Annotated in this window: 6 protein-coding genes and 1 pseudogene; 1 reads left to right on the plus strand and 6 read right to left on the minus strand. The window is 46.4% G+C overall.

Going from position 1 to position 9,210, the window contains the following annotated elements; all coding sequences use genetic code 11:
• The 3 genes and pseudogenes from WBV27_RS04405 to WBV27_RS04415 all read right to left on the minus strand — a co-directional run.
• A partial coding sequence (locus WBV27_RS04405) for a nucleotidyl transferase AbiEii/AbiGii toxin family protein (RefSeq protein ID WP_424199779.1) occupies nt 1–300 on the minus strand: 300 nt, incomplete at its 3' end.
• Nucleotides 276–581: pseudogene (locus tag WBV27_RS04410) on the minus strand (nucleotidyl transferase AbiEii/AbiGii toxin family protein); the annotation flags it as partial. The pseudogene WBV27_RS04410 and the gene WBV27_RS04405, both read right to left, overlap by 25 nt.
• A gap of 122 nt (nt 582–703) precedes the next feature.
• On the minus strand, nt 704–1,303 hold the full coding sequence (locus WBV27_RS04415) for a type IV toxin-antitoxin system AbiEi family antitoxin domain-containing protein (RefSeq protein ID WP_424199770.1): 600 nt from the start codon (nt 1,301–1,303) through the stop codon (nt 704–706).
• A gap of 1,094 nt (nt 1,304–2,397) precedes the next feature.
• Between WBV27_RS04415 and WBV27_RS04420 the strand changes: the two genes are divergently transcribed.
• Entirely contained in the window at nt 2,398–3,102 is a 705-nt protein-coding gene (locus WBV27_RS04420) for an EAL domain-containing protein (protein ID WP_320164487.1), read from the plus strand.
• Between the two features lie 341 nt (nt 3,103–3,443).
• Here WBV27_RS04420 and WBV27_RS04425 read toward each other — a convergent pair whose 3' ends face one another.
• Genes WBV27_RS04425 through WBV27_RS04435 form a run of 3 tightly spaced genes read right to left on the minus strand, consistent with a single transcriptional unit; the run spans nt 3,444 to nt 8,538 of the window.
• On the minus strand, nt 3,444–5,276 hold the full coding sequence (locus WBV27_RS04425; protein WP_424199773.1) for a lantibiotic ABC transporter permease: 1,833 nt from the start codon (nt 5,274–5,276) through the stop codon (nt 3,444–3,446).
• Nucleotides 5,273–7,489: a glycosyltransferase gene (locus WBV27_RS04430; RefSeq protein WP_424199775.1), complete on the minus strand. Its 2,217-nt coding sequence runs from the start codon at nt 7,487–7,489 to the stop codon at nt 5,273–5,275. The genes WBV27_RS04425 and WBV27_RS04430 overlap by 4 nt, the downstream gene beginning before the upstream one ends.
• Before the next feature lie 5 nt (nt 7,490–7,494).
• The gene (locus WBV27_RS04435) at nt 7,495–8,538 is read right to left on the minus strand and encodes a glycosyltransferase (RefSeq protein WP_424199777.1); all 1,044 of its coding nucleotides are present in this window, start codon (nt 8,536–8,538) and stop codon (nt 7,495–7,497) included.
• Nucleotides 8,539–9,210 lie beyond the last annotated feature (672 nt).

Below are 9,210 nucleotides of genomic sequence, written 5' to 3' on the forward strand. Positions count from 1 at the left end.
CTCAATAACCTGTATGGAGTCCTTCACGTAGGGTGTTCCTCTTTTTGAAAATGTTTCATGGATGGCTTCTTGAATTTTTTCGCCTTCAAAGTCAAATGAAGTCGCCAAATAGTATATATCATAAAAATCTTTCATCCGCCCTGTCGATTCCATAAACTGAATAATTGCATCCAATTTTTCCGAAATCGTCGATTCCAGAGAATAGGTGAGAATCGTAGGTTTTTCAAAACCATCCAGCAAGACAGGGAGTGTTCTGGTTAATGCTGATGGAACGATTATCTCTCCAATACCAAAATCGATGCTAAGGGCGTTTTTGTTTTACCCAGGTACCCTATCAGATTTACACGAATGCCGTGATACTCTTTCAATTCACTGATGGTTTCAATGCTACGGATAGCAATCTCCATAAATTCATTCGTGCTCTTTTGCTCTATAATTGAACGAACTAATTTTTCAACGGAATCCATTTCATTCGAATGATTTTTTAACAAATAATCGGCATCAACTGTCGGCCTCGTTGTGAAGCCACTGATTGAGTACAAGAGAAAGCCGCCTTTTAGAATGAGTTGCTCCCTATGATTACTCTTGGCTAATCTTCAGATAAATTCTTCTTGAAAAAATAAGTTCAGTAGTTGCTGAAAAGCAATGCCTTCTTCTTTTGCTCTATTTTTCAATCTTACCAATATGGAAGCACTTGAAGGATTCATAAAAGCCACTTTCCTATCTGTGATTGCATTTTTTTTGTAATGTTTAATGCTTCTGCGTATTCAAAGAGATTCCTTACATTTTTTTTCGGGTCCTTGACGTACCTCATAACTGCATTTGAGAATACTTCTCTTTCAATTTTTTTTTCATAACGCAAAAGATCACAGATGGTACGATCCCTATCAAAAATCTTGACCTCCACTCCTTGAACTTCAAACGTTGTAACTCCTATGCTAAGAAATTTAGGTTCTTGATAGAAAGGTTGCAGCAGCGGATAGGCGATATCGTACTGACTTTTTTCACTGTTTCGGTCCACCGCTATCTGCCAGGCGGTCGGGATTCTGTCCGTATAGTTGTAATGGAGAAGTGCGCTCTCGAGAAATATGATTGCATTAGGGAATAGTCTCGCAATAATAATCTCTTCCGGAGTCACTTCATCCGCAAGTTCATAGTATCCTTGCTTTATCTTTGATAGTTCGCCTTCTTCAACAAGTTTTTTTATTTGACGACTATTAAGACCCAGTGCTTTCAACTCTGCTGTTTTTAGCACTCCACCATGCTTTTCGAATTCCTCAATCAGTTTGCTTTTTTCAACCATGTCTACACCTCATTATCCGCATTAAAATTCTAATGCGGGTATTCAAGTGCAATTATATCACTATTTAGTAGCGCTAATCAACATATCCTCTATGTCAAATTGGGCTGAAATGAGTTCCTCCGGTGAACCGCCATTTCGTCGGAGGAGAAAATCCCGAAAGACTATCACCTCCGACCGCGGCGGCTTCGCCGGAGTACAGTCAACCGCAAAACATCCACTTCCGGCCAGCATTCGCTCCCCGGAGCTGAGTAGCGGTCGCAAGTCTGTCCTCCGATGAGAGAACCGCTCATCGGAGCTGGCAGTTTCCTCCGGTTAGAGTCCTCTTGCCGGAGAACAACACCCAAAAAGATCATCACCTCCGACCACTGCGGCTTCGCCGCACTACAGCCGTCCGCCGCGCTTCCTCCTCCGGCCAGCATTCTCTCCCCGGAGTTGAGCTAGCCGGCGCAGTCTGTCTTCCGATGAGCGCACTCCTCGTCGGAGCTGACATATTCCTCCGGTTAGGGTTCTGTCGCCGGAGGAAAACATCCAAAAAGTTCATCACCTCCGACCACGGCGGCTTCGCCGGAGTACAGCCACCGCACCAAGCATCCTCCTCCGGCCAGCATTCGCTCACCGGAGTTGACCTAGCCGGCGCAAGTCTGTCTTCCGATGAGCTACCTGCTCGGAGCTGGTACCCACCTCCGAGCAGGCACCTTCCCGCCGGAACACTGTAATCCATTCCAAAAAAAAAATTGTCCCCTGCAATTCGGTTCGGTTAGTCTTTTTGGACTAATTTGCTCAAAATGGGAATCATGGCGGTAGAATTAGGTATAAGCTCACAGAATCAGCACAAACTCCCAAAGACGCGTTCAAAAACAGGTTCGTCGCCTGGGAGCGCAAGGGAGCCGTCTTCAAAGAAGGCACATCCCAGTTGCGATGAGGCATCGCCTTCGGTCGCTGATGGTTTTAGGGCAATTGATTTTTTATGCACAGATGCAATCGAATAATCAACCGATTTCATTTATTTCAATCGGTGGAATTATTTAACTATAGGTTTCGGTCCAATTTAGTTTGACAGTTTGGTTTGCAGTGATCGGAAGGGGGAAAAAGGAATGGATAAGATGCAGGAATTGTTAGATGATTTATACCTGGTGTGTCAGCCAATCATGCTGTGTTCGCGTGCAAATGTTATCGATGGGTATGAAATTTTATTAAGATCCACAAAGTTGCGGGCTTTCCCTGAAAAAATGTTTCTGTGGTTCATTGAAAAGGACGAACGTAATGCCAGGTTGATGGCTTATTATTTTAGGGAACTGAAAAAATTGGTGGACAAACACAGCAACACAAATCTGTCGCTGAATCTGCATCCACAACAGTTGCAGCACCCTTCGACTTGGGCATTTTTGGATAATATTTCCTCGATGAGAGAGAATGTCTCGATCGAATTAACTGAACATTGCTGCGAATTTGACCCGGCCGATGGAGCGGATGCCCTCCAAAACTATATCTCAAATCTGAAGAACAAAGGTTTTTCATTGGCGATCGATGATATAGGCAGTGGCCAAAACAACTTTGAATTGATATCAAAAAATGTTCAAAATATTCATACCATCAAAATTTCACTGCTGGATTTCAGAAACACCAACGAAGACAGCATGTTCTTTTTCTTGAATAACTGGCTTAACTTTTCCAATCGTTACAATCTTAAATTGGTTGTCGAAGGCGTTGAGTCGGAATGCATCAGCAACAAGCTTAAAAACCTGGGAATGGTTTATCAGCAAGGCTATTACCATGGGAAAGGCCAAGTTTTATGCTGAACTTTCATCGCTAGCCCAATCCGGATGCGCCGGGTTGGGCTATTTTTTTGCGGCCGGAGCAGCCGGCCAAGCATACTTGCGCTCTCTCCTCCGATGAGAGGCGCCGTCATCGTAGTTGGCGCATATTTCTGGGGCTTGTCCTCCGGGGAAGCTGCCCTCGCAGGAGGTGAGCTATCTGGCACAGGGCTGTTCTCCGATGAGCGCCCGCCTCATCGGAGCTGACGCTCTCCTGCACTACAATTCCACGCATCAAAAATCCCCGTTGAGTAGCGACTCATCGGGGATTTGCCTATCTTTTCAATTCTTTCAGGATGATTGATGCTTATCCAGCGCTACTTTGCTCAGCTCTCTCGAAAATAAGCATCAACATCATAAATCCCTGGTTCAAAATGTTTGTGTATCAATTTTTCGGTCATCGCATCGAAAGTGTAATGAGCGTCCAGCACCACAAATTTATCGTAGTTTTTCAGCAAATTCAGGAAAGCTTCGTCATCCATGATCAGGTTCTCGACTGCATCCACATTCGGGGAATAGAGATAATATTTACCGACGTAACTGATCAGATAGTTTTCGACAGCTTCCTTATCCGCGCTTATCACTAAATACCGTTCACCGTTCATCACCATCTGGTTGCCGCAAATTTCGGAGAATGCATCCGGCACAGAATCCTCATAAAGTGCATTGTTGTATTTCATACCGTTATTTTCGGAGAGGAGCATTATCATCGCAAAGAACAGCAGGCCCACACTGCTGAACTGATAGATTTTCTTGGTGGTCAGGCTTCTGAAGCTGCGGTGGTTTCTGTTTTTGACTCCTTGCTCGAACAACGAGTAGTCAATCTCACGGGAAAGCACCATCATGGCGATCCCCAGCGAAAAGATGATGATGCTGGAGGCGTAGCGTTCAAATCCGGCCAAAACGAGCGCTTCCTCCGTAGGCATGGAAAACAAGAACATGAAATAGATCCCCGAATAGTAAGCCGCGATAATCAGATCCACCAATAGCGTGCAGCGCAGGAGGCTGTTCTTCCTCCCGATCAAGAAACGAATGATGAGATAAGCACTGATCATGATCATATGGAACAGGATAATGCCCTGAAACGGGATGGTAGCAAGGTCGGTCAGCGCAGCCAAAAACTTTTCGGTTATCGCAGCAGTGACAGATGCATCTTTTTCCAAAAAGATCTGCTTGTATCCGCTCAGACTTACTGCGTGCTTGGAACTGGAGAATTGCTCCCCGGCATGGCGCGCCCAAATGATATACGGCACCAGAGCACTTCCAAATACTGCCACTACGTTGACCGGAATATGCCAAACTTTTCCGAACCTGTTCCGGGAACCAATCACCGTATAGAGATAGTAGCCGCATAGCAGCACCACAAAAAATACAGCACTGTTTTTGACGAGGCTCAAAACCGAAGCGATCAGAACAAAATATACGGATAACGCTTTGATATTTTCGCTCATGCTATAGATTCCGGCGATCCCGGCTAAAGTCAACAACGGCAACAGAAAGTCCACCAACAAGTTGTTCATGCGGATGGAAATATTGAAATAGTTAAAAATCGCCAGCATGCTGAAATTCATCGCCACAACCAAGCCTCGGGACTCATCCCTGATAGGGGCGAGCAGCGAAATGACACAACTGAAAATTAGCAAGAATTGTCCCATCAGCAGGACACCGTCATTGTAGCCAATCATCTTGGCCGCGAAATAAACAAAAAGCGAGCTGCCTGGCGGATACGAACCAAAACTGATGAGAACGTCCGATGCACTGGGCAATCTGGATTCCGTGTAGAAGAACTTCACGATTGTCGCCCAGTGCGAAAAATTATCGTAATGCTCCAGCTTCGTTTCCAGCAGCGTCGATGCGAAGATCAGGAAATAAAACAGCAAGCCGATCGAAATCAAATGCAGTCCCGGATTGAACAATTGTTTTTGCCTGAACTTCCGGTACAATGCATAACCGGCGAGCAACCAACCTGTACTGGCGAGGCCTGTTGCTGTCGGCGCAAGCAGGCCTGCGAAGGCTCCGAAATACAAAATGAGGATATTCAAGCAGCAGGCAGCGATCCAACCGATTTTCGGATCGAAAGAGAGAGCCTGCTGCAGCAACCACTTGAAGCCATAAATGGAAAGAATGAACAGCGCCGTGCGCAATAGAATCAAAATCATCGAACCCCTCCCACTTTGTTGCGCCATTTTTGCAGCAACGCCTCAAAGGAAGCGTCCTTCATCAACACAGCCAAATTCTCGATTCCAAAGGTGTACTCATCATCATTTCGGGTGACATAGCTCAAATCGAACGGAACACCATCGATGCAAACTTGAAAAGCGCCATTCTTGGAGAGATCCTGCTGGGAAGAGATGTAGAAATGGTGATAATTGAAGCGCCGGATCAAAAACTCCATTCCCGAAACGTCGATCTGCTCATTGACTTGGATAATCGGAAACTTGCTTGCAGAACTGCCTCTGTCTTCACGGCCGCCGGACCTTCTATTGAGATTGTCGATCAAGCGATCAAAGGAGTTCACCCAAGGATCACGGAATTGGGGCAGGCTGCGATTGAACCCATCATAGATGATCAACAAATATTGGCGGTACTCCTCAAAAGGAATCTCCTCCAATTCCACACCGTAAACCCAGCCGCCATGTTCCTCGTAAACCCGGACCACCTTACCGGTCAGGCGCGTTCTGTACTCATTTTTTTCAACCGTGAAATGCAGCACGGCTTCTTCTGGGAAATACAACGGATCTGCAGAAAAGAAAGACAAGCCATGCTCCGAGTTATTTTTCGTCATCAGCCGGTATTCTTGACTGTCGTAGCTCACCAGGATAGGATTTTCCGCCAGAAAGCGCTCCGATTTCCTATAGGCAGGCCTGCCCAAAAAGAACAGGACCGAAAAAGTGAGATTGAACAAGTGCGTCAACAACCAAAAAGTGATGACGCTGCCGTAAAATATCTCCGAACCGTATTTGCCGTAATTGAACTTTACGATCCCAATCACGGTCAGCAACAACAGCAGCAGGTGCGGAAGCATATACAGTATATCTTTCTTTGATTGCACAGCCGCTTTGTTGGTCACTTTGAAGCGCGTCTCCTTAATTCCGATCTCCTGCAAGAAAACAGGCATAATCATATAAGGGGCGAATATGGTTTCTTGGACCTCGCCCCATCGCTGCGTCCGGATGTCGCTGGAGAGATCCTGCATCGAAAGATGGATGAAATAATAGCTTGGCAGCCAAAAAAGCAGCAACGTCCAAAAATCAGCGTCGACAACTTTCACGTCGAAGACGGTAAAGAGGATCGGTGCCATTATATAAAGCAACCTTCGGATAAAAGCCCACCAATACAAATAGCTGTTGAGGAAAACCAATTTCTGTCTGAATGTAAGATTTTTGTTCGTAAGAATGCGCAGATTATGCACACTTTGAACGACGCCCCGGCCCCAGCGGATGCGCTGCCTGATTGCGCTTGGGATGTCGGTCGGCGTCAAGCCGCTTGCCAACGGTTCGGTTGTGGAAATGTTCCGATAGCCCTCCGCATTGATTCTTGCCCCCAGTTCAAAATCCTCCGTGATGGTGCCTGTAGGAAAACCGCCAGCCTCATCGATTGCTTTCCGCAGAATCAGCGTGTTGGATCCGGTATAGATAGCGGCGTCCTGAGCAGTGTTGAGGACATTGACTTCCCTGGAGAAAAAATCCTGTTCATTCGGAAGCGAGGTCTCGGAAAAGAGATTGAACTGGAACAGATCGGCATTATAGAAACTCTGAGGCGTCTGGATCAATCCCAACGGCTTTTGCTTCTCCAGATCCGCATTTTGGACCCAATCATCCACAAAATAAGGCACCGTCTCCAACAAAAAGTCGGAGTACGGGATCATATCTGCATCAAAAGTAGCGATCAGCGGCGATTGCGTGTGCTTTAAAGCATTGTTCAAATTGCCGGACTTAGCATGTTTATTGCCTTCCAGCCCGATATAACCGACCGAAAACTGGTTCGCGAGCTCAGCAACCTCGCTCCGGTTCGCATCGTCCGCTAAGTAGATATGGACTTTGGATTTATCCGGGTACGCCATGTTCACGGCTGCATTCACGGTTTTCAGCAATAACGAAGCCTCTTCGTTATGAGTAGCGATGAAGACATCGACATCAGGAAATTGTTCCGGAGACACATCCGGCTTGCTGATTTCTTTGGAACTGTTCTTGCTCCAGATCAGGATCACAGCAGTAAAATTGGACAATATCTCACTGATCCACAGCAGGATCCCGAATACCAGCGCAAAAACGGATCCATCCCAGGGGAGTGTGTAGAGACCTCTCCAGACAAGATAAATCACGGTAAGGATAAATGCTGAAAAATATAAAATTTTCTTGTTAAGTTGCATACTTATCACCTCGTGAAGATAAAGTTCTTCTGGATATAGTAACTGAAAAAAAATAAAAGCCCGTCCACCATTATTTTGATCGGAACGGTATCGAAGCGCGGAAAAAGCAGATGTCCGAAGTACACCAGATTGGTGGACAACAAAATTTGAATGAGCACCAACGCGAAATACTTCAGAAAGCCACTGTGCCCTGAATTTTTTGAGAAAACCATATTTCTGTTCACAAAATAGTTGAACAGAGCGGACACTCCCCTTGCGCCGACTGAAGACACACCGATTGAATAAAGACTGACAGCCTTCAGCAGGCGGATCAAGAGCGCATAGACAGCCACATCCAACAGGAACGCAGCGATGGACGACAATAAATATTTGAAGAAAACAGCATAGATGGCGATCGAATCGGCGATGACCCGGAAATGCGAAGACGCATTTTCGTCGAGATAGATCGTTGAAATTTCTTGAGAATGTATTTTCCAATCATTCCGCTTCGTTTCGAGCAACATTTGGGTCTCATATTCGAACCGATCGCCTGGAATTTCAAGCAGTCTTTCCATGAAAAGAGCCGGAATGACCCGCAGGCCGGTTTGCGTATCCTTGATGTCGATGCCGGTCATCAGCCGCATCACATTCCGCGTCAACAGATTCCCGAATTTGCTGCGCAATGGGATATTCTGACTGAAGTCCCTGACGCCGAGAACCAGGGCATTTTCGTGGACTTCCGCCGCCTGGATGCACTTGATCATATCATCCGGCGTGTGCTGGCCATCCGAATCGATGGTCACGATGTATTCTGCCTTTTTACGTTCGGACAAGATATGACGGATGGCTGTTTTTATTGCAGCCCCTTTGCCTTTGTTCGTCGCATGGCGGAGCACCTCACAAGCGTACTCCTTTTCAGCTACATCAAATAAGGCTTGATACCCGTCGCCGCTTCCATCATCCACTATAACAATTGGCCAAGTTTGTCCACGTTTCCGGATGGAAGCAAGCAGCTCCAGCAACTTGGCGTCCGGTTCCAATGAAGGGATCACGATCACTATATTTTCCATAATTAGTCCTTTCAAATTATTTCGTTAGTTTAGAATCCATACTTAAAAATCATAATTGATCCGAAATCAGCATTATCCGGTTCATTATAACCCAATTCATTCAGTACACATATCATCACAAACTTATGAAACCTTTTACATATCAAAAAAATACAATATTGTATTCAGAACAAATGTTTCTGATCATATGATTATTTTCGCAGCAATCCGGAGTTGACGGTTGCATTCCTCCGGTGAGGGGTGTCCCTGCCGGAGGAAAACGTCCAAAAACATCATCACCTCCGACCACTTCGGCTTCGCCGGAGTACAGCCGCTTGCCACGCAACCTCCTCCGGCCAGCATTCTCTCCCCGGAGTTTAGTTATCCGGCGCAGTACTCTCCTCCGGGCAGAAACCTGCTCACCGGAGCTGACGCTCTCCTTCGGTGAACGACGGCTTCGCCGGAGTTCGGACATTTCTGAGGAATCTCAGTTCCGAGGAGGATGGGTTTTTCGGAGCTGAAGAGTTCGGAAGCCTCACTACCTCCGGCGGCCAGCCGTGGGCCGGAGGTGAGTAATGATTGGGAGCATGTCCTCCGGCGAGCACTGTCTTGGTCGGAGGACACCACCTCCAGTAATACGAACAAACTCCCCGGCGAAATTCGCCGGGGAGCTTGTTCAATATTAAAACGCAA

Origin of the sequence: Trichococcus sp., assembly GCF_049589555.1 — a bacterium.
Classification (GTDB): domain Bacteria; phylum Bacillota; class Bacilli; order Lactobacillales; family Aerococcaceae; genus Trichococcus.

Bases quoted from the DNA above. Each gene is read 5' to 3' on its own strand.
- WBV27_RS04430 (WP_424199775.1), bottom strand. From the start codon at position 7,489: ATGCAACTTAACAAGAAAATTTTATATTTTTCAGCATTTATCCTTACC.
- WBV27_RS04425 (WP_424199773.1), bottom strand. From the start codon at position 5,276: ATGATTTTGATTCTATTGCGCACGGCGCTGTTCATTCTTTCCATTTAT.
- WBV27_RS04420 (WP_320164487.1), top strand. From the start codon at position 2,398: ATGGATAAGATGCAGGAATTGTTAGATGATTTATACCTGGTGTGTCAG.
- WBV27_RS04415 (WP_424199770.1), bottom strand. From the start codon at position 1,303: ATGGTTGAAAAAAGCAAACTGATTGAGGAATTCGAAAAGCATGGTGGA.
- WBV27_RS04435 (WP_424199777.1), bottom strand. From the start codon at position 8,538: ATGGAAAATATAGTGATCGTGATCCCTTCATTGGAACCGGACGCCAAG.